Here is an 18,614-nt window from a genome sequence, read left to right as displayed (position 1 = left end):
CCCCATCGGCAAACCCCCCCGCGGCGGGGCCCCCGGTCGCCCGTCTCCCCCGGGGCCCCCGTTTCGCGCCATCGGGGGGGGGGGGGGGGCGGTCACCCCCGCCCCCCCCCACCCCCTGTACGCACCCCGAGAGGCCACCGAGAGGCACACCGGCGGCATGCAGCACAGCCCGGGCACCACGGTGCTGGTCGTGGACGACGTCGCGGCCAGCCGCTACGCCATGGGCGCGGTGCTGCAACGGGCCGGCCACCGGGTCGTGCCCGTCGCCAGCGGCGGCGAGGCGCTCGTCGAACTCGGCGTACGGCTGCGGGACGGCACCCTGCCCGACGTGGCCCTCGTCGACGTGGGCCTGCCCGACATGAGCGGCTTCGAACTGTGCCGCCGGGTCCGGGCCCAGCCGCCCATGGCCGCGCTGCCCGTCGTGCACTTCTCGGCCGCCGCGACCGCACCCGGTGACCGGTGCCGGGGGCTCGACGCCGGCGGGGACGCCTATCTGACCGTGCCCGCCGAACCACGGGAGATCCAGGCCGTCGTCCGGGCCGCCGTACGCGGGGCCCGGCGCGCCACGGGCGCCGAGACCGCCGTGCACCGGCTGACGCTGCTGGCCGAGGCCGTCATCACCGTGCAGGCGGCCCGCTGCCCGCGGGAACTCGCCACGGCGGCCGCCGAGGGCACCGCACGCCTGACCGCCTCACCCGCCGTGGTGTTCGTCATCGGCCCGGACGGCGAGCCGTACCGCGGCACCGCGCGGGGCCGCCCCGCGGACGCGGACGGCGACGCCCACCAGGCGGCGGCACGGCTGGTCACCCGGCTCGCGGAGGGCCGCACGGGCGTGCACACCACCGTCGTCCCCGCGCCGCTGTGGCCGGCCTCGGTCTTCCGGCCGGGCGTCGAGGACGACGCCCGCGTGACCGTGGCGACCGCCCAGGACGGCCGGACGACGGTGTGCCTCGCCACGCCCGTCCGGCGCACGGCGGTCGGCGACCCCGCCGACGACGGGCTGCGTGCCCGCCTCGCCCAGGCCACCGCGCTCGCCGCCGAACCGCTGCTGATGTACCGGGTGGAGCGGCACGTCGCCCTCACCCTCCAGCGCAGCTTCCTGCCCCGGCCGCACAAGCTGCCGCACCTGCCGGGCGTCGACATCGTCGTCCGCTACGTGCCGGCCTCCGAGCAGACCGAGATCGGCGGCGACTTCTACGCCGCCCTGCGCACCCGCGAGGGGATCCTCACCGCCGTCGGGGACGTCGTCGGGCACTCGCTGGACGCGGCCACCGTCATGGTCGAGATCCGCCACGCCCTGCGCGCCTACTGCGTCGACGAGAGCGACCCGGTCGTGCTGGCCACGCGGCTCGACCGGATGCTCCAGGAGTACCACCCCGACGTCACGGCCACCGTGTGCCTGGCCCTGGTCGACCCCGGCAGCGGACGGGTACGCATCGCCAACGCCGGCCACATCCCGCCCCTGATCCTGCGCGCGGGAGGCGACGCCCGGTACGCCGACGCCTGCGGTCCGCTGCTCGGGCTGGGCCTGGAGCGGCCCCCGGCGACCGAGTGCCGTCTGCACCGAACCGACCGCCTGCTCATGGTCACCGACGGCCTCATCGAGACCCGCGGCATCCCCATCACGACCTCCATGGACCAGCTCCGCACCGCCGCCGCCGACGCCCCGCCCGGCCTCGACACCCTCTGCGACGTGCTGCTGGGCTGCTTCGGCCGTGACCCCGAGGACGACATCGCGATGCTGGCCCTGCGGCTAGGGTGAGCCCGTTGGCCGCCCAGAACAGGAGTACTGATGCCGCAGATCACCGTCGACTATTCCGCCGACCTCGCCGGCGACTTCGACCGGCCCGGTTTCGCGAGGGCGCTGCACGAGGCGACGGTCGAGATCGCGGCCGCCAAACCGGCGGCGTGCAAGAGCCGGTTCCGTCCGACGGAGGACATCGTGGTCGGCCCCGAGGCCGAGGGGCACGCCCATGTGCACGTCCACATCGCGCTGCTCGCCGGCCGCACCGACGAGACCAAGGCCCGGCTCACCCAGGCCGCGCTGGAGCTGCTGCGGACCCACCTCAAGCCCGCCGGGGGGCTCGCGCTGCACGCCTCCGCCGAGGTCCGCGACCTGGACCCGTCGTACGCGAAGTTCGAGAGCTGAGCCGGATCAGCCCGCCAGGGCGATGAGCCGGCCGGCCAGATGCGCGAACGGGCCGTCGGCCGGCTCGTCCTTGACGACGTCGCGCAGCAGCGCGGCCATCTCCTCGTCGTAGGCGGCGCTGACCGCGGCGAGGGCCGCGAAGTCGTTGACGAGCTGGGGCTCCAGCTCCTCGCGCGGGATGCGCCGGCCGTCCAGCCAGATCAGCGCCGTCGACTCGGCCAGCGAGATCCAGGAACGGACGACCAGTTCGAGGCGCGCGGGCGGATCGGTCACGCCCAGGTGCGAAAGGATCTGGACATAAGCGGCCTGCCGTACGGAGTCGACGAGTGCGTTGGTCGTCGAGGAGCCGACCGCCGGACCGCCGCGCATCAGGGCGGAGAAACCGGGCCCGTGCTCGTCCACGAAGTCGAAGTAGCGGTGCATCACGCGCAGTAGCCGCGCCCCCAGCGGACCCTCGTGCGGCTCCACGAAACGCGCCGCCAGATCGTCCGAGGCCCGCTGCAACGCGGCCTCGTACAGGCTGAGTTTGCCGGGGAAGTAGTGGTAGACCAACGGGCGTGAAATGCCCGCGGCCGACGCTATCTCGTCGATGGAGACCTCGTCGGGCGAGCGGCGGCTGAACAGTTCGAGGGCGACGCCGATCAACTGCTGCCGCCGCTCCTCGACTCCCATTCTGCGGCGAACCCCGATAGTCATGCGAACACCTTACCGATCGATTCCGGCCTCGAACGGGCCGGATCGATCACGGGGTTTCCCCGCCCCCCACCGCGCGGGCCCGGAAACCGCCTGTGTCAGCGCAGTCCGCGCAGCGAACGCCCGTCCTTCAGGGTGCCCTTGAGCTGAGCCTGCGCTCCCTGCTCGGCCGGCACGGTCAGCAGACTGCCCTGCTGTACTCCGTTCACGCCGCCCGTCGCCCGGATCGACGCGGTCTCCCGGCCGCCCGCGGCCAGCAGGTACCAGTCGCCGGCCTTCGACTTCCACAGCACCCCGGCCAGCACATGCGGGTCACGTTCCCCGCAGGCCGGGACGTTCTCGGCCTGCGCCGCCGCCGCCCCGTACGCCCCGCCCGGCGTGTGGAACTGCGCCAGCACCCGCGCCCCGCCGCCCCGCCAGGTCTCGGCCCGCGTGCACACCCACGCCGCCGAGCCGCTCGCGTCGGGCAGCGGCTGCTCGTTGAACGCCCAGGCGTTGACGCTGCGCACCCCTGCCGAGCGCACCGTGCCCAGCGAGCAGGCGAACGGCTGCCAGGTGCGCAGTGCCGCCGCGCCGGACACCTCGCGCGGGGAGCCCGGCCGTCCGGTGGTGAGCCGCGCCGGGACGAGTTCGCCGAGGTCGGTCAGCAACCGTGTCCTGGCGCCGTCGGTCACCTCCAGCACGTTCCACGAGGTGCAGGGGCCGGATCGCAGGGCCGGGCTGGCCAGGGGCGTGGTCACGCCGTCGGTGAGCGTGAGGTCCATCGCGCCGGAGCCCGGCTTCAGCAGGTCCCGCTCGCCGGCCTTCTTCACCCAGGGGGCCGTGAGATAGCGGACGTTGCCGTCGGAACGGCCCAGGACCACCGCGCCCGCCTCGGCCCGGCCGGCACCGTCGACCCGGGCGAAGTCGAGGGCGGCGCCCTGCGTGCCGTCCTTCGGCTCGGCGTACCGGGCGACGCGCAGACCGTCGTAGAGGATCACCACGCGCGCCGCGTCGACCGTCCCCGCGTACAGCAGCTGGGGCGGTCCGGCCGGGCCGCCGGAGAGGGTGCCGGGGGTCACCGACACCTGGACCGTCTCGCCGGGGCGGGCCCACACGGCCAGGGCGCGGCGCAGCAGGGCCTTGTCTCCGGTCAGGTCGCCACGGGCCGGCCACACGGAGAAGTCGGTGCGCGCCGAGCTGCGCCAGGCGGCCGGGGGCATCCGCGTCAGCTTCGAGGGGTCCAGGGCGGCCTGCGCGGCCGGGTTCCGCGCATACGGGGGTGCCGCGGCACCTTCGGGGCCCCAGCCCTCACCGGGCAGGCCGAGCAGCGCCCCGCACACCAGCAGGGCGGCACCGGCGGCCAGCGCGGCCTTCAGGTGCTGGCGGCGGCGCATCAGGTCGGTGGGCCGCGCCTGGAGCGAGCAGGGGTCGAACTCGGGGGAGTCGAGCAGCCCGTACTGGGCGGGGATCCCGTCGGCCTCCAGCACCGCGCCCTCCGGGTCGGCGACGCCCACCGCGGCGAGGACCTTGCACACCCCGTCGTCCGTGAGCCGCTCCAGACCGCGCAGCGCGTAGGCGGCCCGGGCCGGCCCCGACAGGGTGGACAGCCGCTGGTCCAGGGCGAGTTCGTCGGCGCCGCCGGAGCGCGGGAACAGCTTCAGCCCCCACACGTGCGGCAGCAGCGGCGGCAGCTGGGCCCGCTTGGGCCACGCCTTCGCCGTCAGCGGCAGCCCCGCCTCCAGCGCCGTGCGCAGCACCTGGAGACGGACCAGGGCATAGCCGGGGTCGCCGTCCCGGCCGGTCGACTGCGCGGGGATCACCGGGGCCGGCGTGCGGTTGCGGGGGAGGGCCCGCTGGGTGAGGGCGTGTGCGGTCAGGACGCGGCGGCTGCGGCCCAGCCGGGGCGGCAGCACCAGGTAGGCCAGCCGGACGAGCCGCGGGTAGTGCTCGACGAGCGCGGCCTCGGCCTGCTCGACGTCCACGACCGGACCGGCGGGGGAGAGGGGTGCGGGGCGCTGGGCGACATCCTGTGACTGCACGTTCAGCAGAACGAGCGAATCAGTGGATGGTCACCTGGCGGCGGGGCGTCACGCCCCCGGGTGCTCCCCGGGTTCCACGAGCAGCCGGGCGTAGTTCGCCATGGAGCGCTGGTAGCGCGGCAGATGCGGGGCCAGGGCGCCCAGGGCCAGCGCCAGGGCCTCCCGGTCGCGGCCGAGACTCGACAGGCACAGGGCGAGACAGGCGCGCACGGCGTCGTCCAGCTCGTCGGACGGCGCGACCAGTTCGGGCGTCAGCAGGGCGACGCCCTCCTCGGCCCGGCCGATGTTCCGCAGCGAGCTGGCCAGCTGGATCTTCGTCCGGCGGGTTTTATAGGGGCTTACATCGGCAAGGCCGCGCCGCAGCGCCTCCTGGTAGAGGGGGACCGCCTTGTCGGAGCGGCCCGTGGAGTCCCAGGCGCAGGCCTGCTCGAACGGGGCGTGCGGACTGCCTGCGGGCAGCTCGGCGACGAGGGCGTCGACGTCGGCGCGGAAGCGGGCCTCGTCCTCCTCCGTCTCGGCGTAGTCGTCGGAACGGTCCCAGAGGGCGGCCACACGGTCTTCCCAGTCCTGATCCACCCGGACACCCTCGCACACGCGTGCACACCGGGGCAGCGGGATTTTGAGCACGGCGGGCTCCGCAGCCGTATCGAAGGCGAGAGCCTCTTGCCGGGGCTCCGTGCGGCATGCGTCCGGATCGTGCCGTGGCAGGACCGTGCCGATGAGGACCGGAGGAACAGATGAGGGTGACCCGACCGATGCTCGCGCTGAGCGGCGCGGTGGCGATACTGGCGCTGACCGGCTGCGGCGGGTCCGGCGGCAAGGACGAGGCGGCCGTTCCGAAGGAGGTGAGCGGCAGCCTGGAGCACATCGCGGCCGAGGCCGACTGCAAGCCGGACATGCAGACCGACGCCGACACCATCCGCCAGGCCCTGTGCAAGAAGGGCAAGGACAAGTACGTCCTCGCCACCTTCGCCACCGACCGCGGCCAGCGCGAGTGGCTCAACAGCGCCAAGGACTACGGCGGCTACTACCTCGTCGGCCGCAAGTGGGTCGCCGTCGGCCAGCAGAAGACGGTCACCGCGCTCCAGGGCACCCTCGGCGGCACCATGGAAGAGGGCTCCGAGCACATGAACCCCGGCGGCAGCCACAACAAGGGCGGCGGTCACGGCGGCGGCAGCAGCCACCACGGCTGATCGTCCCGGGCCGGAAAGCCGACAGCCGGAAAGCCGAGAGCCGGCGGTGGAATTCCCACCGCCGGCTCTCGGCTTTCACCGGACCAGGACTACTGGCAGTCCTCGCCGTTGTTGATGCACTGGACCATCTCGTTCATCACGTTCTCGTCGAAGAAGTTGATGAAGTCGTTGTGGTCGGTGATCGCCTTGTGCAGCTGCTCCGGGAAGGAGTCGACCGCGAAGGCGTTCTGCACCTGTCCGTTGTTGATCTGCGGCGCCTGGACGTCGTAGACCAGGCGGACCTGGAGCTGGGGGATGGCCTGGAAGCCGTTCGAGCAGCTGCCGTCCGCCTCCACGAAGTCCACGTGGGTGCGGTGGTTGGCGCTGTCGATGTTCTGGCCGTCCCAGCAGCTCTGGAAGTTGGACGTCCGGACCACGGAGCTGCCCTCGGGGCAGAGCGGGTACTTGTCCGTCACCTGACGGTCCTCGAAGCCGGTGCAGCTCCAGGAGGTGTTGGCGTTGTTCAGGCCGTTGGTGAACGCCTTGGCGTCACCGGTGATGATGCGCAGGGCCTTCGGCATCGCCACGACGTCGCTGGTGCGGTTGCCGACGAACTTCAGCTGCGCCTCGGCGGGCTCGACGATCTTGCCGACGTTGCCGTCCTGGCCGCCGCCGGGCTGACCGGCGTCGATGTCGTCCGAACCGTCCTGGATCCGCAGGACCGGCCAGAAGTACGAGGACTTGTCGCCCTGGTTCTGGCAGGTGGTCTGGGCGTTCGCCAGGTCCTCGTCGCTCGCGAAGGCGTTGTTGCTCTGGTTGCCGACGTAGTCGTGCTGGTGCTGCGCGCCGTTGGAGACACCCGGCGCCACGATCACGTTGTCCGAGTTGCGGTTCTCGTTCTCGTTGGTGCCGCAGTTCGTGGTGAACGTGCCCGTGGAACCGCCGTCGCCGTTCGCTGCGAGGCCGTTCGGCAGGTTGCGGGAGTTGGGCTGGACGTCATTGATGTTGATGAAGTCGTCCGCCACCGGGCCGTTGTCGGCCTGGCCGCCGTTGCCGCCCTGGTCCTGCCCGTTGTCCTGGCCGCCGTTGCCGCCCTGGTCCTGACCGCCCTGGTCCTGGCCGCCGTCGTTGTTCTGACCGTCGTTGTTCTGGTCACCGCCGGCCTGGCCGTCGTTGGTGTCGGCCTCGGCGGCCATGCCCTTGCAGGCGGCCAGCTGCTCGAGGTTGCCCGGAGCCTGTCCGCCCACCCGCCGGATGTTGATGCCGATCCGGTCGATGACCGCGACGCGCTTCGACTTCAGCGGGCCCAGGATGGCGTTGTCGACGAAGCCCGCGTCACCGGCCTGGGCCTGACGCGTGGAGGCGAGCCGGGTGTAGGCCTCGCTGATCTGCTTGTCGAGGTTGGCCAGCTCCTTGTCCACCCCCTGGCGAGCGCCGTCCGGCACATCGGTCAGCTTCTGTCCGACGTCCGGGCACTGGATCGTGGCGATCTGTGCGCCCGCGGACTTCGTCTGGTTCGCCGAGTTCTCCTCGTGCGCCGAGGCGTAGAAGTTTGCCCAGATCAGCCCGCCCCCACCGAGCGCTAGGGCCGCCGATGCGGCAATGGCCTTGGTGGCCAGCGGCGTACGGCGTTTTCTTGTGTTGCGTCCCATGGAACTCCTCTGACTTCCTTTTTCGGGGGCATCGAGGCGCCCGACAGGAGTGAAGCGGCTCCCTTCCATACGGAGGGCGTCCCAGGGGTGTTCAGAGGTCTCGGAAATTGATGCGAGATTCGTGAGGACTCTGTGTCCTCAACAGCCCCTTCGGCACCGGGAGTTGTGGATCATCCACGGTGGGTGAAGCGGCCCGTCCGGTTTCACCGCCCGTGGTCGAGATACGCGAGAACCGCCAGCACGCGCCGGTTGTCGTCGTCCGAGACCTCAAGCCCCAGTTTGGCGAAGATGTTGGCGGTGTGCTTGGCGATCGCCCGTTCCGTCACGACCAGCTTCCCGGCGATCGCCGCGTTGGACCGGCCCTGCGCCATCAGCTCCAGCACCTCCCGCTCCCGGGGCGTCAGCCGCGCCAGCGGCCGGTCGTCGCCCGAACGGCGGGCCAGCAGCTGCTGGATGACCTGCGGGTCCATCGCCGTGCCACCGGCGGCGACCCGCCGTACCGCGTCCACGAACTGCTCGGCGTCGAACACCCGGTCCTTCAGCAGATAGCCGACCCCGCCGGTGCCGTCGGCGAGCAGCTCACGCGCGTACAGCTGCTCCACGTGCTGGGAGAGCACCAGCACCGGCAGTCCGGGCCGCTTCCGGCGGGCGTCGAGCGCGCACTGCAGGCCCTCGTCGGTGTGCGTGGGCGGCAGGCGTACGTCGACCACGGCGACGTCCGGGTCCAGTTCGGCCAGCGCGGCGGCCAGTTCGGGCCCGGACTCGACGGCCGCCGCGATCTCGAAGCCGTGCGCCTGGAGCAGCCGGACGAGTCCGTCGCGCAGCAGGAAGAGGTCTTCGGCCAGGACTACGCGCAAGGGATCTCCATGGTGACCATGGTGGGGCCGCCCGCGGGACTGCTGACGGCCAGGACGCCGTCGAATGTACCCAGTCGCCGCTCGACCCCGGCCAGTCCCGAACCGGCCCCGATCACCGCGCCCCCCTTGCCGTTGTCGGTGACGGTCGCCCGCAGCATGCCGTCCGCCGTGTGCAGGTCGATCCAGATCCGGTCGGCGCCCGAGTGCTTCACGGCGTTGGTGAGCACCTCGCTCACGGCGAAGTACGCGGCCGACTCCACCGGGGCCTGAGCCCGCCCGGGCAGGTCCACGCTCACCTCGGTGGCCACCGGCAGCCGCAGCGCCAGCGCCCGTACCGCGTCGCCCAAGCCCCGCTCTGCGAGGACCGGCGGGTGAATGCCGCGCACCAGCTCGCGCAGCTCGGCCAGCGCCTCGACCGAGGACTTCCGCGCCTGCGCGATCAACTCCTTGGCCTGGGCCGGGTCCTTGTCGAGGAGCGCCTCGATGGTGCCCAGGTCCATGCCGACCGCGACCAGCCGGGCCTGGGCCCCGTCGTGCAGGTCCCGCTCGATGCGCCGCAGTTCGGCCGCGGAGGCGTCGACCGCGTCCCGCCGGGTCTCGGTCAGGACCCGTACCCGCTCGGCCAGTTCCCGCTGGTTGCCGCCGAGCACGGCCCGCGTGAGCCGGAAGTGGACGCCCAGCAGGCGCGGGGTGAGGAAGTGCGCGAGGAACAGCAGCACCAGGCCCAGGGCCGCCGCACCGAACGCGGACGCCTGCCCGGTGACCGGCACGAACCCGTACCAGTACCCGTCGGGGAAGACCCGCCACAGCCCGATCGCCAGTGCGAACCCCTCCAGCGGATAGAGGAGCAGAACCGCAGGCAGCAGCGCCGTGACGAACCCGGCGGTCATGTCGACCGGCAGCCACCGCAGGTCCCGCCAGGTCGCCGGGTCGCTCAGCATCCCGAAGGTGCGGGTCCACGGATTGGCCCCCTCCGGCAGCGGCCGGTACGCCGGAGGGATCCGCACCCCGCCCCACTCCGCCGCGAGCACCCGCCGCCAGTCGGCGAACGCCCGCACCCCCGTCAGCACGTAGGGCGTGGTGACGAGCCCGACCCCGATCGGGATGAGCGCGATCGAGACCAGGGACAGGCAGAAGCACAGCACCGCCCCAGGCAGGGAGACGAGGGCCAGCGCCAGCCCCCGCACCGCGGCGAGCCCGATGCCCCGCCCTGTCGTCCGCCCGCTGCCGTTCATCGTGTCCATGGTCATGGCGTCAGTCTCGTCGAACGCGCGTGCCGGGTCACGGGGCCGGACACCCGGCCGGTGGGTGGTGCTACGTACACCCCAGGCTCGTTCAGGCACCGGTGCCTGACGCGAGCACCTTCGCCTCCACCTCCGGGTCGAGGCCGGAGCGCGGCCGGTCCGGGCGCTGGGGCGCCACGCCCCCGACGTCCTGGAGCCACCGCCAGGTGTCCGCCACGGTCTCCTCGACGGGCCGGCAGACCAGCCCCGCCCCGACCGCCCGCGAGACGTCCGCGCTGTGCAGGGCGTCGTGCAGGTCGCTGCCCGGCGGCACCCACAGCGGCAGCTCGGTCCACGGCTCGATGCCCGCCTCCAGGATCACCGCGGGCTCGGTCCAGCGCAGCTCGGCGGCGCCGCCGGTGACCCGCGCGCAGGCGTCGAGCAACGCGCCCATGGTGGCGTGCCCCTGGGGACCGGCCAGGTTGTACGGCCCGCTCAGCTCCTGCTCTGCCGCGTGCAGGATCCACCCGGCGAGGTCCCGGACGTCGACGTACTGGAGGGGCAGTTCACGCGGGCCGGGCGCCAGCACCGGGCCGCCGCGTGCCGTACGGCCCAGCCACCAGGGCAGCCGGCCGATGTTCTCGTACGGGCCGAGGATCAGCCCGGACCGTACGAGCACCGACCGGTCCGCGCCGAAGGCGTCCAGCACCGCCAGTTCACCGCCCCGCTTGTCCCGGGCGTAGTCGGTCTCCCCGTCGGCCGACGCCCCCTCCACCACGGGCGCGTCCTCGCCGTACCCGGCGGGCGGGGCCCACGCGTACACCGAGCAGCTCGACACGTACACGTACCGGCCGGCGCGGCCCCGCAGCAGCCGCGCCGTGTCCCGCACCGCGCTCGGCGCCGCCGACCAGGTGTCCACGACGACGTCCCACTCGCCCGGGTCGTCGGCCAGGGCGGACAGTCCGCCGGGCGCGGTGCGGTCACCGAGCAGTGTCCGCGCGCCTGGCGGGGCCTCGTGCCGTCCCCGGTGGAAGACGGTCACGTCCCAGCCCCGCCCCAGCGCCGCCTCCACGACGGCCCGGCCCACGAACTCCGTACCACCCAGCATCAGAAGCCTCATGCCGGTGACTCTGCCCGGTGGGGCGAGGGGGCGGAACAGGGATCTGCTGTCAGCAGACGGAGCGTCCCCGCTCGCCCAGGGGCGTCAGTGTCCGGTCGGCGGCACGTACTTGTAGCCCACGCGGCGCACCGTCCGGATCGTGTCGCGGTGCTCAGCGCCCAGCTTGCGGCGCAGCCGGGCGACGTGGACGTCGACCGTGCGGCCGTCACCCACGTGCCCGTACCCCCACACCGTGCCGACCAGCTGGTCGCGGGTGTGCACCCGGCCCGGGTGCGCCACCAGGTGCGCCAGCAGTTCGAACTCCAGGTACGTGAGGTCGAGGGGCCGCCCGGCCACCTGGGCGGTGCGCTGCACGGTGTCGACCCGGATCAGCGGCTCGCCGCCCGGCTCGGCAGCGGGCTCCGGCCCGGCGGCCGGCGGCAGGTCGGGGACCGCCACCGGGAACGGCGGCTGCTGGTCGGCCGGGACGAGCACCAGGTAGCCGACCATCGGCGGCTGTCCCGGCAGCGTGGGCAGGGTGTGCGGCGGCGCCGGCAGCCAGGTGGCACCCGGCAGCAGGTCCGCGACCGTCACCACCTCGTCCCGGCCGACGGCACGCAGCCGGTGCCGGGGGCCGTGCGGCGCGGGGGCGTCGAGAGGGGCGGCGGTGGACAGGGAACGAGTGGTCGCCATGAGAGGTCAGCTCTTTCGCGCGAGGAGTTCGTCGGGGAGGTCGACAGCCGCGATGCGTGATCGGGCTCGCCGAGGGACGTACGCGGTGCGCGCTGGCCGAAGGCCGGGGTGTACGGCTTTAGAGGGCCGGCGCGTTCATCGCGCGGCAACACACCCGGTCGAAGTCGTGGTCCTGGCGGGACGGCCAGAAGGGCTCCAGGTCATGACGACCCGTCGCGACGCACTTCCGGTGGCTGGCCATGACTCCATTGAAGCAGAGCTGATCCGTCACGGGGACCCTCCTCTCACTGCTTGGACAACCGCGCGCCCCGTCAGGGGCGCGGGGAACCGCGCGACGAGCCACGACGCCGCGGCAGACGAACCGAGGCGCCCACCGCGAACGGTGGACGCCTCGGGGAGCTTGCGGGTCAGGTCAGACCTGACCGGCCTTCTCCAGCGCCGAGCAGCAGGTGTCGACGAGCAGCCGGGTCACCACGTACGGGTCGACGTTGGCGTTCGGACGGCGGTCCTCGATGTAGCCCTTGCCGTCCTTCTCGACCTGCCACGGGATGCGGACCGAGGCGCCGCGGTCGGAGACGCCGTACGAGTACTTGTCCCACGGGGCCGTCTCGTGCAGGCCGGTGAGGCGGTCGTCGATGCCGGCGCCGTAGTTCTTGACGTGGTCGAGCGGCTTGGAGCCCTCGCCGAGCGACTCGGCCGCGGTGATGATCGCGTCGTAGCTCTCGCGCATCGCCTTGGTGGAGAAGTTGGTGTGCGCGCCGGCGCCGTTCCAGTCGCCCTTGACCGGCTTGGGGTCGAGGGTGGCGGCGATGTCGAAGTCCTCGGCGGTGCGGTAGAGCAGCCAGCGGGCCACCCACAGGTGGTCGGAGACCTCCAGCGGGGAGACCGGACCGACCTGGAACTCCCACTGGCCGGGCATGACCTCGGCGTTGATGCCGGAGATGGCCAGACCGGCCTTCAGGCAGTTGTCCAGGTGCGCCTCGACGACGTCACGGCCGAAGATCTCGTCCGCGCCGACACCGCAGTAGTAGCCGCCCTGCGGGGCCGGGAACCCGCCCTTGGGGAAGCCGAGCGGGTAGCCGTCCTTGAAGAACGTGTACTCCTGCTCGATGCCGAAGATCGGCTCCTGCGCCGCGAACTTCTCCGCGACCTCGGCCAGCGCCGCGCGGGTGTTGCTGGCGTGCGGGGTGAGGTCGATGTTCAGGACCTCGCACAGCACCAGGATGTCGTCGCCGCCGCGGATCGGGTCCGGGCAGGAGAAGACCGGCTTGAGGACGCAGTCCGAGGAGTGGCCCTCGGCCTGGTTGGTGGAGGACCCGTCGAAGCCCCAGATCGGCAGCGCGTCCAGACCGGCGGGGGCGCCCGCGATGATCTTGGTCTTGGAACGCAGCTTGGCCGTCGGCTCGGTGCCGTCGATCCAGATGTACTCAGCCTTGAAGGTCACGGGCCTCATCCTCGGGTGTGTCCGGGCGCGTATCGCGGGTGCTGTGCGGCGCTGCGGCACTGGGGCGCCGCGTCTGCTGCCCGGCAGCCTGACAACAGGCGATTTCCCGGCCATTGCTCGCATGTGAACCCCGTGTTACCGGGTGACGCTGTGCCGCACGTCACGCCGAGGGGCCGCGCTGCGCGGCGCGGCGCCGGTCACCGGCTTCCCTCCGTCAAGCCGGTGACCGGCGCCGCGCGGCCCGCACGCGCCGGTCCTGCCGCCCCTGGCCGGGGGCGGCAGGACCGGTGACACGTACGAGGTGGGCGGCCGAGGGGGTGGCCGCCGCCTCATCGGTTCACTGGGTCGTACGGCGTCACCCCACCTTCTCGATCAGGGCCCGGCGGATCAGGAACTTGCCGGGCTCACGGACCTGTTCGAAGGCCGCGTTGTTGAGCAGCGCACAGCTGCCGGAGACCGAAGTGACCTCCACCGTCGTGGACTTGTTGTTGTCCAGGTTGGTGACCTTCAGCTTCGTGCCGGCCGGGAACTGGTTGCTGGACGCGGCAGGCGCACCGCCCTCGCCGGAGAGCGTGACCGTGGAGCCGTTGCACACCTGCTGCCCGGAGGCAGCGGCACCGCCCCCGGCGTCGCCCGCGGGGGCGGACTCGGCGGGCTGCGACGGCTGGGCCGAGGCCGCGGGCGGCTGGGCCGCATCGGCGGGCTGCGACGGCTGCGCGGTCTGGGAGTCCTGAGCCGACTCCCCGACGGCGCACCCCGACGCCTCCTGCTTCCGCTTGATCTCCGCGACGACCGCCTCGCGGTTGGCGATCCGCGCCTCGGACTGCGCGTCCGGGTTGGCCTTCTGGTCCGCGATGAACTTCTGGTTGTTGCCGAGGGCGGTGGCGAGACCCAGGCAGACCGTCGACTCCGACGCCGACTTGGGGGTCGGCGCCGCGTTCGACGTGCTCGCCATGACGAAGGCCCCGCCTCCCGCCACCGTCGCCGCGCTGACCAGCAGCGCGATCTTCTTCTTCGTGCCGAGAGTTCTCCTGCGCGACATGCGCGCCTCCTGAGAGGTAGGGGAGCGTACGCCGCTATGTACGAGATACCGAACGAGGTTACTCAGCGGTTACAGGAGTCACTCAAGTGACCTGCGCCACACGGGCAAAGGTGGCTGGTCAGCGCGACAGGGCGTCCCGTACCGCCTCGTCGGTGCGGCCGACCACCGCCGTCCCGTCGTCCGCGGTGATGATCGGGCGCTGGATCAGCTTCGGGTGCTCCGCGAGCGCGGTGATCCAGCGGTCGCGCGAGGCGGCGTCCCGCGGCCACTCCTTGAGTCCGAGCTCCTTGGCGTCGGCCTCCTGGGTGCGGGTGATGTCCCAGGGTTCGAGATCGAGGCGCTCCAGCACGCCCCGGATCTCGTCCTCGCTCGGCACGTCCTCCAGGTAGCGGCGGACGGTGTAGTCGGCGCCCTCGGCGTCGAGCAGCGTCAGGGCGCTGCGGCATTTCGAACACGCGGGGTTGATCCAGATCTCCATGTGCACACGGTACGGGCCGACCGTCTTGTTCGATTTTCTGACGCCCCACCCTCACCTCGCGAATCGGCTGTGATGTGACGTCAATTCCCCATCTCACCTGGGAGCTTGCAGCTCCTCGCGGACTGCCCGTTGTCAGTGCCGGGCGGTAGACTGTAAGCAGTGTTCGAGGGTGGCGCCGGGGATGCCGACGTCTTCGGTGAGCCGCCCTGCCGCGACAGGAGGATGCCCGTGCCCGCTGCCGCCCTGAAGTCGAAGCCGTTGCCCACCCAGTCCACCGCGAAGCGTCCCGTCCTGCTCGACCTGCCCTACGCGCCCGTGGAGAAGCGACCGCTGCCGCCGGGCCGGCCCCGCCAGTGGTACGTGACGCACAACCGCCGCCTCAAGGCGATGCGCCTGGCCATCGCCCTGCTCGACTCGGGCGTCTACCTGCCGAACCAGGCCCGCAACGAGACGATCCGCGACGCGGCGGAGCAGATCGGCGTCCACTCGCCGTCGGACACGACGTGCCACATGGTGCGGGCGTTCATGCGCTACGCCCGCTGACCCGCTCCGCCTGAGCGCCGGGTGCCCCGAACGCCGGGGCGCCCGGCGCTCGTTCACGCCGCCCGGCCGGGCGCGGTGAACACCGGCGGGTTCAGGCGGGCGAAACCCTCCTGGCGCTCGTAGGGGAAGTAGGGGTAGGGCGCGGGGCGGTGACTCGCCGCGTCGAGTTTCGCCACCTGCTCGGGGGTGAGGCTCCAGCCGACGGCCCCGAGGTTCTGCCGCAACTGCCGCTCGTCGCGGGCGCCGATGAGGACGGATGACACGGTCGGCCGCCGCAGCAGCCAGTTCAGGGCGATCTGCGGCACCGCCCTGCCCGTCTCCTCGGCGATCTCGTCCAGTGCGTCGACCACGTCGTACAGGTGCTCGTCGGAGACGGGCGGGCCGTGGTCGGCGGTGCGGTGCAGGCGGCTGTCGGGCGGGAGCGGTGCGCCGCGGCGGACCCTGCCGGTGAGGCGCCCCCAGCCGAGCGGGCTCCAGACGATCGCGCCGAGGCCCTGGTCGAGGGCGAGCGGCATCAGCTCCCACTCGTAGTCGCGGCCGACCAGGGAGTAGTACACCTGGTGCGCCACATAACGGGTACGGCCGTGCCGCTCGGCGGCCGCGAGGGACTTCATCACCTGCCAGCCGGAGAAGTTGGAGACGCCGGTGTAGCGCACCTTGCCCGCCTGGACCAGTGAGTCGAGCGCGGCCAGCACCTCCTCGACCGGGGTCCCGGCGTCGAAGGCGTGGAGCTGGAAGAGGTCGAGACGGTCCGTGCCGAGTCTGCGCAAGGCGTCCTCGCAGGCGCGGATCAACCGGGAGCGGGAGGAGCCGGCGTCGCCCGGGCCGTCGCCCATCGGCAGGCTCGTCTTCGTGGAGACGATCACCTGGTCGCGGCGGCCCTTGATCGCCTCTCCGAGCACTTCCTCGGACGCGCCGCCGGAGTAGACGTCGGCGGTGTCGAACATCGTGATCCCGGCGTCCAGACAGATGTCCACCAGGCGGCGCGCCTCCCGCGCGTCGGTCGTGCCCCAGGCGCCGAAGAGCGGACCCCGCCCGCCGAAGGTGCCGGCTCCGAAGCTCAGCGCCGGGACCATCAGGCCGGACGCGCCCAGTCGCCTGTACTCCATCGGGACTCCCATCGACAGGACCCGTCTTAATGGGTCTGCTGTTCCATTAACAATCACTAAGGTAGCAGGGTGGAGTCGCTAATGGAACAGGAGTGCCGTTATGGCTGACGGAGGCGAGCCCGGGACCGTACGGCCCGGGGGGCGCACGGCGCGCGTACGGGAGGCGGTGCTGCGGGCCGCCGAGGACGCCCTCACCGAGCAGGGCTTCACCGGCCTGGACCTGGCCGACGTCGCGCGCCGCGCCGACGTGGGCAAGACGACCGTCTACCGGCGCTGGGGAACGGTGACCGCCCTGGTGGCCGATCTCCTCCAGGACATGGCCGAGCAGTCCGCACCACGTACCGAGACCGGATCGCTGCTCGGCGACCTGACGGCCAATGCCCGCCTCGTCCAGCGCACGTTGACGGACCCTCGGCAGGGTCCGCTGTTCAAGGCCCTGATCGCCGCCGCGACCGGCGACGCGAGAACGGCCGCCGCGCTGCACCGCTTCTACGACATCCGCGTCAGGGAATGGGCCCCCTGCGTCCGGCAGGCCGTCGAGCGCGGCGAGGTGCCCGCGGGCACCGACCCGCACGAGGTCGTCCGCGCGGTCTCCGCCCCGCTCTACTACCACTTGCTGATCAGCGGCGGCCGACTGGACGAGGCCACCGCCGCCCGGGCCGCCGAGGCGGCGGTGACGGCGGCGCGGGCGGGGGTGTACGTCACGGGCGCGGACGGGAAGCCCCGGAGCGGCTGACGGGCGGGAGCCCGCGGCAGCGGTGAGACGCACGCGGCCGACGTCCGGCCCGCCGCCTCAGGCGTACCGCTCCATCAGCCCCTCCACATACGCCTCCAGCCGCTCGCGCAGCACCTGCGGCGTCAGATCGGTCCGGCCCAGCTCCCGCCACGGCCCCGCCAGCTTCGCCGCATCGGGGGCGTAGGCCAGGGCGTCGAGCAGCCGCCAGTACAGATGCTCGGGACCGTCGGCCAGGCGCCGCCCGCCCAGGGCTTCGTAGCGCTCCCGGAAGCCGAGGCCGTACTCGGGGCCGAAGAGCAGCGCGAGCGCCGTCGAGCAGTGGGCGACGTCCAGGTCGGCGGGCCCCCAGGACGTCTCCACCCAGTCGACGACCCCACTGATCCGCAGACCGGCCCCCGAACCCGTGAACAGGACGTTCCCGGGGTGGAAGTCCCGGTGCAGGAAGCAGCCGTCGTAGGGCGGGGGATCGCGGCGGATGACGTCCACGGCCCGCTCCCACCCCGCCGGGACCGCCGCCGGCGACGTCCACGCCTGGTAGGCACGGGGACGCTCCCGGGGGACGATCCGGTGGATCCGGGCCAGTTGACCCGCCAGCAGGTCCACCCGCGGGCCGACATCCTCCTCGTCGACCCGGACCCGCCCCGGCAGCACCGACATCAGCAGGGACGGATGGTCGCAGTGCTCGCCGGTCGCGTCGACACCGATCAGCTCGGCGGCCGGTACGCCCTCCTGCTCCGCCAGCAGGGAGAGGATCTCCGCCTCGCGGGCCAGCAGCCCGGGCGCGTGCCGCCGGAAGAAGGGCTTCACGAAGGTCCGCAGCGCCAGCTCGGCGCCGTCGTCGAGGGTGAGCCGCCGCATCTGGGCGCTCCAGCCGCCGGCCAGAAAAGCAGACGTGTCGACTGAGCGGCCCTCCGGGATCTGTTTGGCCACCCACGCCCGGGTCGCCGTCCAGCCCTGCTCACCCAGCCCGGTCAGCACGGCGGTGACGAACTCCCGGCGGTCCCCGGGGTGGTCACGGAACCACGGTCCCAACCGGTGCCCCGCGTCCGGGAGTTCCCAGTGGGTGAACTGGGACCGCCGGGCCAGCGCCTCGGAGAACGCCGCCGTCACGGCGGGCGGGATCACCTCGTCCACGCCCGGCACCACGAGCACCGCCCGCCCCTCGAACGCCCGCAGAACGTCGAGCGCCGGGGCCGCGCGCCAGCTCCCGGGCCTGCGGATGATCTCGCTGAACCGCCCGTCACCGGCGCCGAACGGCACGTCCCACGCCTCGGCCGCGTACACCGCCGGCGCGCACAGCCCCAGGGCCGCCACCCGGTCCCCGTAGTGCCGCACGAGATCCGCCACCGTCTGACCGCTCATGCTGAACCCGACCAGCACCAGCGGCGCGCCCCCTCGCGCGTGGACGTCGATGACGGAGACGGCCTGCTCGAAACGGCGGCGCAGGCTCAACTCGCTCAGCAGGCCGGTGCTCTCCCCGTGCCCCGAGAAGTCGAAGGCGAGGGCGTGGCAGCCGTGCGCGGCGAACTCCGCCAGCAGCGGCACCAGCCGCTCCTTGCTTCCGGTGCCCGCGCCGTGCAGCAGGACGACCGTGGCCCGGGCCGGCCGGCCACCACCGGTGACCAGCCCGCTGAGCCGTTCGCCGCCGACGACGTGGTGGAAAGGGATCAGCTCACTCATGTGGCCATTCACTCACGCGGCCC

General features: G+C 72.8%; 19 protein-coding genes. 5 read left to right on the top strand and 14 right to left on the bottom strand.

The genetic code is table 11. The annotated features are described in order from the left end of the window. Positions 1-157: 157 nt before the first annotated feature. Together AB0E85_RS26510 and AB0E85_RS26505 are read left to right on the top strand one after the other, a co-directional pair. Entirely contained in the window at positions 158-1,762 is a 1,605-nt protein-coding gene (locus AB0E85_RS26510; RefSeq protein ID WP_361931886.1) for a fused response regulator/phosphatase, read from the top strand. 30 nt (positions 1,763-1,792) lie between these two features. Beyond that, a complete protein-coding gene (locus tag AB0E85_RS26505) occupies positions 1,793-2,149 on the top strand; it encodes a 5-carboxymethyl-2-hydroxymuconate Delta-isomerase (protein ID WP_361931883.1) in 357 nt (118 codons plus the stop codon). A 6-nt stretch (positions 2,150-2,155) separates the two neighbouring features. Here the strand turns inward: AB0E85_RS26505 and AB0E85_RS26500 are convergent, their stop codons facing one another. From AB0E85_RS26500 to AB0E85_RS26490, 3 genes are all read right to left on the bottom strand, one after another. Beyond that, a complete protein-coding gene (locus tag AB0E85_RS26500; protein ID WP_361931880.1) occupies positions 2,156-2,845 on the bottom strand; it encodes a TetR/AcrR family transcriptional regulator in 690 nt (229 codons plus the stop codon). A gap of 95 nt (positions 2,846-2,940) precedes the next feature. After that, positions 2,941-4,863 carry a hypothetical protein gene (locus AB0E85_RS26495; protein ID WP_361931877.1) on the bottom strand — a complete coding sequence of 641 codons (1,923 nt, stop codon included), beginning with the start codon at positions 4,861-4,863 and terminating at the stop codon, positions 2,941-2,943. A gap of 48 nt (positions 4,864-4,911) precedes the next feature. Continuing rightward, entirely contained in the window at positions 4,912-5,439 is a 528-nt protein-coding gene (locus AB0E85_RS26490; protein ID WP_361931874.1) for a tetratricopeptide repeat protein, read from the bottom strand. A gap of 161 nt (positions 5,440-5,600) precedes the next feature. Between AB0E85_RS26490 and AB0E85_RS26485 the strand changes: the two genes are divergently transcribed. Next, positions 5,601-6,056, top strand: a complete 456-nt coding sequence (locus AB0E85_RS26485) for a hypothetical protein (RefSeq protein WP_361931871.1) — start codon at positions 5,601-5,603, stop codon at positions 6,054-6,056. A gap of 89 nt (positions 6,057-6,145) precedes the next feature. On the opposite strand, the gene AB0E85_RS26480 is transcribed toward AB0E85_RS26485, so the two are convergent. The 9 genes from AB0E85_RS26480 to AB0E85_RS26440 all read right to left on the bottom strand — a co-directional run bounded on the left by AB0E85_RS26480 (position 6,146) and on the right by AB0E85_RS26440 (position 14,523). Continuing rightward, positions 6,146-7,687 carry a DUF1996 domain-containing protein gene (locus AB0E85_RS26480; RefSeq protein WP_361931868.1) on the bottom strand — a complete coding sequence of 514 codons (1,542 nt, stop codon included), beginning with the start codon at positions 7,685-7,687 and terminating at the stop codon, positions 6,146-6,148. A 203-nt stretch (positions 7,688-7,890) separates the two neighbouring features. Continuing rightward, positions 7,891-8,544 carry a response regulator transcription factor gene (locus AB0E85_RS26475; protein WP_361931865.1) on the bottom strand — a complete coding sequence of 218 codons (654 nt, stop codon included), beginning with the start codon at positions 8,542-8,544 and terminating at the stop codon, positions 7,891-7,893. Continuing rightward, positions 8,535-9,794 (bottom strand): sensor histidine kinase, encoded by a 1,260-nt coding sequence (locus AB0E85_RS26470; RefSeq protein ID WP_361931862.1) that lies wholly within the window; start codon positions 9,792-9,794, stop codon positions 8,535-8,537. The genes AB0E85_RS26475 and AB0E85_RS26470 overlap by 10 nt, the downstream gene beginning before the upstream one ends. 85 nt (positions 9,795-9,879) lie before the next feature. After that, positions 9,880-10,887, bottom strand: a complete 1,008-nt coding sequence (locus tag AB0E85_RS26465) for an SDR family oxidoreductase (RefSeq protein ID WP_361931859.1) — start codon at positions 10,885-10,887, stop codon at positions 9,880-9,882. 84 nt (positions 10,888-10,971) lie between these two features. Then, on the bottom strand, positions 10,972-11,559 hold the full coding sequence (locus tag AB0E85_RS26460; RefSeq protein WP_361931856.1) for a winged helix-turn-helix domain-containing protein: 588 nt from the start codon (positions 11,557-11,559) through the stop codon (positions 10,972-10,974). Between the two features lie 118 nt (positions 11,560-11,677). Next, on the bottom strand, positions 11,678-11,800 hold the full coding sequence (locus tag AB0E85_RS26455; RefSeq protein ID WP_361931853.1) for a hypothetical protein: 123 nt from the start codon (positions 11,798-11,800) through the stop codon (positions 11,678-11,680). A 171-nt stretch (positions 11,801-11,971) separates the two neighbouring features. Then, the gene (gene glnII / locus AB0E85_RS26450; protein WP_355835015.1) at positions 11,972-13,003 is read right to left on the bottom strand and encodes a glutamine synthetase; all 1,032 of its coding nucleotides are present in this window, start codon (positions 13,001-13,003) and stop codon (positions 11,972-11,974) included. A gap of 355 nt (positions 13,004-13,358) precedes the next feature. Continuing rightward, positions 13,359-14,045, bottom strand: a complete 687-nt coding sequence (locus AB0E85_RS26445; protein ID WP_361931849.1) for a hypothetical protein — start codon at positions 14,043-14,045, stop codon at positions 13,359-13,361. Positions 14,046-14,163: 118 nt separating this feature from the next. Next, on the bottom strand, positions 14,164-14,523 hold the full coding sequence (locus AB0E85_RS26440; RefSeq protein ID WP_361931846.1) for an arsenate reductase family protein: 360 nt from the start codon (positions 14,521-14,523) through the stop codon (positions 14,164-14,166). 228 nt (positions 14,524-14,751) lie between these two features. Here AB0E85_RS26440 and AB0E85_RS26435 point away from each other — a divergent pair, with 228 nt between their 5' ends. Further along, complete coding sequence (locus AB0E85_RS26435; RefSeq protein WP_361931843.1) at positions 14,752-15,066, top strand: hypothetical protein; 315 nt, start codon at positions 14,752-14,754, stop codon at positions 15,064-15,066. Between the two features lie 53 nt (positions 15,067-15,119). Here the strand turns inward: AB0E85_RS26435 and AB0E85_RS26430 are convergent, their stop codons facing one another. Further along, positions 15,120-16,175 (bottom strand): aldo/keto reductase, encoded by a 1,056-nt coding sequence (locus AB0E85_RS26430; protein WP_361931840.1) that lies wholly within the window; start codon positions 16,173-16,175, stop codon positions 15,120-15,122. A 100-nt stretch (positions 16,176-16,275) separates the two neighbouring features. Here AB0E85_RS26430 and AB0E85_RS26425 point away from each other — a divergent pair, with 100 nt between their 5' ends. Continuing rightward, on the top strand, positions 16,276-16,911 hold the full coding sequence (locus tag AB0E85_RS26425) for a TetR/AcrR family transcriptional regulator (RefSeq protein WP_361931837.1): 636 nt from the start codon (positions 16,276-16,278) through the stop codon (positions 16,909-16,911). A gap of 57 nt (positions 16,912-16,968) precedes the next feature. Here AB0E85_RS26425 and AB0E85_RS26420 read toward each other — a convergent pair whose 3' ends face one another. Beyond that, a complete protein-coding gene (locus AB0E85_RS26420) occupies positions 16,969-18,591 on the bottom strand; it encodes an alpha/beta fold hydrolase (protein ID WP_361931834.1) in 1,623 nt (540 codons plus the stop codon). Positions 18,592-18,614: the final 23 nt, after the last annotated feature.

The organism is Streptomyces sp. NPDC029044 (assembly GCF_040637495.1).
Lineage (GTDB): Bacteria > Actinomycetota > Actinomycetes > Streptomycetales > Streptomycetaceae > Streptomyces.
The sequence above is the reverse complement of the archived record's forward strand: the minus strand, read 5'-3'. Positions and strand labels throughout refer to the sequence as shown.

What these genes read in the sequence shown, in the direction of transcription:
- AB0E85_RS26510 (WP_361931886.1), top strand. Translation starts at nt 158, where the DNA reads ATGCAGCACAGCCCGGGCACCACGGTGCTGGTCGTGGACGACGTCGCG.
- AB0E85_RS26505 (WP_361931883.1), top strand. Translation starts at nt 1,793, where the DNA reads ATGCCGCAGATCACCGTCGACTATTCCGCCGACCTCGCCGGCGACTTC.
- AB0E85_RS26500 (WP_361931880.1), bottom strand. Translation starts at nt 2,845, where the DNA reads ATGACTATCGGGGTTCGCCGCAGAATGGGAGTCGAGGAGCGGCGGCAG.
- AB0E85_RS26485 (WP_361931871.1), top strand. Translation starts at nt 5,601, where the DNA reads ATGAGGGTGACCCGACCGATGCTCGCGCTGAGCGGCGCGGTGGCGATA.
- AB0E85_RS26480 (WP_361931868.1), bottom strand. Translation starts at nt 7,687, where the DNA reads ATGGGACGCAACACAAGAAAACGCCGTACGCCGCTGGCCACCAAGGCC.
- AB0E85_RS26470 (WP_361931862.1), bottom strand. Translation starts at nt 9,794, where the DNA reads ATGACCATGGACACGATGAACGGCAGCGGGCGGACGACAGGGCGGGGC.
- AB0E85_RS26465 (WP_361931859.1), bottom strand. Translation starts at nt 10,887, where the DNA reads ATGAGGCTTCTGATGCTGGGTGGTACGGAGTTCGTGGGCCGGGCCGTC.
- AB0E85_RS26460 (WP_361931856.1), bottom strand. Translation starts at nt 11,559, where the DNA reads ATGGCGACCACTCGTTCCCTGTCCACCGCCGCCCCTCTCGACGCCCCC.
- AB0E85_RS26455 (WP_361931853.1), bottom strand. Translation starts at nt 11,800, where the DNA reads ATGGCCAGCCACCGGAAGTGCGTCGCGACGGGTCGTCATGACCTGGAG.
- AB0E85_RS26445 (WP_361931849.1), bottom strand. Translation starts at nt 14,045, where the DNA reads ATGTCGCGCAGGAGAACTCTCGGCACGAAGAAGAAGATCGCGCTGCTG.
- AB0E85_RS26440 (WP_361931846.1), bottom strand. Translation starts at nt 14,523, where the DNA reads ATGGAGATCTGGATCAACCCCGCGTGTTCGAAATGCCGCAGCGCCCTG.
- AB0E85_RS26430 (WP_361931840.1), bottom strand. Translation starts at nt 16,175, where the DNA reads ATGGAGTACAGGCGACTGGGCGCGTCCGGCCTGATGGTCCCGGCGCTG.
- AB0E85_RS26425 (WP_361931837.1), top strand. Translation starts at nt 16,276, where the DNA reads ATGGCTGACGGAGGCGAGCCCGGGACCGTACGGCCCGGGGGGCGCACG.
- AB0E85_RS26420 (WP_361931834.1), bottom strand. Translation starts at nt 18,591, where the DNA reads ATGAGTGAGCTGATCCCTTTCCACCACGTCGTCGGCGGCGAACGGCTC.